General features: G+C 26.8%; 4 protein-coding genes. All 4 read left to right on the top strand.

Annotated elements, in window-relative coordinates:
* Nucleotides 1-226, top strand: a 226-nt coding sequence (locus PTI45_RS24350; RefSeq protein ID WP_175425265.1) for a hypothetical protein, incomplete at its 5' end; no start/stop codon positions are given.
* A 17-nt stretch (nt 227-243) separates the two neighbouring features.
* A complete protein-coding gene (locus tag PTI45_RS23570; RefSeq protein WP_069330031.1) occupies nt 244-1,053 on the top strand; it encodes an ABC transporter permease in 810 nt (269 codons plus the stop codon).
* 15 nt (nt 1,054-1,068) lie between these two features.
* Complete coding sequence (locus PTI45_RS23565) at nt 1,069-2,283, top strand: ABC transporter ATP-binding protein (protein ID WP_069330030.1); 1,215 nt, start codon at nt 1,069-1,071, stop codon at nt 2,281-2,283.
* A gap of 42 nt (nt 2,284-2,325) precedes the next feature.
* The coding region (locus tag PTI45_RS23975; protein WP_175425264.1) for a hypothetical protein at nt 2,326-2,626 on the top strand (301 nt) is incomplete at its 3' end.

Genomic DNA, 2,626 nt, shown 5'->3' with positions numbered 1-2,626 from the left:
TGCTTATCCTATTGATTCAGAAATTGAAAATTTGCCGAATAATCGTATTCAATATGGCTATGCAAATTGGGATTTTTCTTTAATAAATAATAATAAAAGCGAATATTTAACTAATATTTCCGAAAATAAAATTACGAAATTCAAAAAAATAGATATTGGTCTATATAATGAAAAAGGAAATATTGGTAAGGTAATAACATTATATGATATTGATTTAGTAAAATAATTGATTAGTATAATTACATGAAAGAAGTGATTAGAATTTTAACTCTATTTAAAGAATTTTATAATTCACGAAGTCTTATCTTAAAATTAGCGAAGAATGACTTTTGGATAAAATATGCAAATTCTCAACTTGGTATAATGTGGGCTTTCGTACAACCTTTAATGACTATTTTAGTATATTGGTTTATTTTTGAAATTGGTTTTAGAGTGGTGCCTTTAAATAATATACCTTATATTTTATGGTTAATGTGTGGCTTGATTCCGTGGTTTTTTTTCTCAGAAGCATTAGGTAACTCAACAAATAGTCTCATTGAATATAGTTATTTGGTAAAAAAAGTTGTTTTTAAAGTAAGTATTTTACCTAGTATTAAAATTATTTCTTCACTCTTTGTACATGTATTTTTCATGGCATTTTTATTATATGTATATTTTTTATATGGATATGAACCAGACATTTATATTTTTCAATTAGGCTATTATTTGTTTGCCCTATGCTTTTTATTGTTAGGTTTATCTTATATTACAGCTTCTTGTGTTATTTTTTTCAGAGATTTAAATCAAATTGTAGCTATTGTTTTACAATTTGGAATATGGCTCTCACCTATTTTATGGCAACCTAATTTATTTCCGCCTAAGTATCTAACATTGTTAAAATTTAATCCAATGTACTATATTATAGAAGGTTACCGGGATTCTTTAGTTAGCAAGGTATGGTTTTGGGAAAAACAAGAAATGACCATTTACTTCTGGAGTGTTTCTATTGTTATATTTTTAATAGGAACTTTATTTTATAAAAAATTAAAACCTCATTTTGCTGATGTTTTATAAGAATGGAGTGTTAAAATGAGTGAGAAAACTATGATTGATGTAAAGAATATAAGTAAACTGTATAAACTTTATTTAAAGCCTGCTGATCGACTTAAAGAAGCATTAAATCCTTTTAAAAAAAAATATCATAATGATTATATGGCCCTAAATAATATTTCATTTGAAGTGAAACAAAAAGAAATAGTAGGAATACTTGGAACAAATGGCTCTGGTAAATCTACTATTCTTAAAATTATTACCGGTCTTTTAACTCCTACTTCTGGCAGTGTGAATGTCAATGGTAAAATATCTGCTTTGTTAGAATTAGGGGCTGGGTTTAATCAAGAACTTACAGGGATTGAAAATATATACCTGAATGGAACTATGATGAATTTAAGTAAAGAAGAAATTGATTTTAAATTGCAACAAATTCTGGATTTTGCTGATATTGGAGATTTTGTATATCAACCAGTTAAAACTTATTCGAGTGGTATGTTTGCTAGATTAGCATTTGCTGTAGCTATTAATGTTGAGCCAGATATATTAATTGTAGATGAAGCATTAGCTGTCGGTGATATGTTCTTTCAAGAAAAGTGTTATGAGAAAATGAAACAAATGGTGCAAAATGGTGCAACCATTTTATTTGTTAGTCATAGTCTGAGTGCTATTCGAAATTTTTGCAGTCGAGCAGTATGGATTGAAAAAGGAATTCTTCGTGAACAGGGACCAGCAGATGAAATTTGTGAGAAATACAAATATTTTATTGAACAAAAAGAAGCTAAAACACTTGCGAAATCATCAGATATACAAGATTCGGAAGATCAATTTGAAGTGAAATTAAACAATAAAATATTTATGAAAAGTATAAAATTAAATAAAGATATTCTTATGACTGGAGAAGATCTTTTATTTACAATTTCTCTAGGTTTTAGAGAAAAAGAATTGAAATATGGTATAGGCTTAATTATTTATAATGAGAAAGGTGATATTGTTACTTTATTTAATACTATTCGGGATGATATTGAATTAAATCAGCCGTACTCAATGTTTAATATTTCTATTAAAAACAATGATTTTTTAGAAGGGAAATATTTTATTTCTGTTCACATTTCAGACGAAATGGCTATGTATGCATATGATCGTAATGATTATATATCTGAATTTAGAGTAATATCTAAGAAAAACCTTCGAGGTCTACCTATATCTGAAGGTTATTTCAGATGCAAGCATCAATGGGAAATACTGGATTGATAAAAAATTATGATAATACTTTAAAGAATTTAGGTGTTGAAGTTGATTAAAATAATAATCCGTTACTTTGTTGTAATAGTAATTACATTTGGTTTTGTATCCTCAGTATATGCAGTTAAAAATAGCAGTTTTTTTCCTCCAGAAACATTCAAATTAAAAAAAATTGATCTAGGTACTGATTTGAATTCAAATTTTGGAGAAATCACAGATAGTAAAGTTGTAGAACAGTCTTTTGTATCTAACCAAGCTGGTCTTTCTGAGATATCTTTATTTTTTTCTACTTTTAACAGAAAAAATTCTAGTAATACTTTACTTTTTTTATATGAAGCAGATACACATAAAT

Source organism: Paenibacillus nuruki (assembly GCF_001721045.1).
GTDB classification, from domain to species: Bacteria; Bacillota; Bacilli; order Paenibacillales; family Paenibacillaceae; genus Saccharibacillus; species Saccharibacillus nuruki.
The sequence above is the reverse complement of the archived record's forward strand: the minus strand, read 5'-3'. Positions and strand labels throughout refer to the sequence as shown.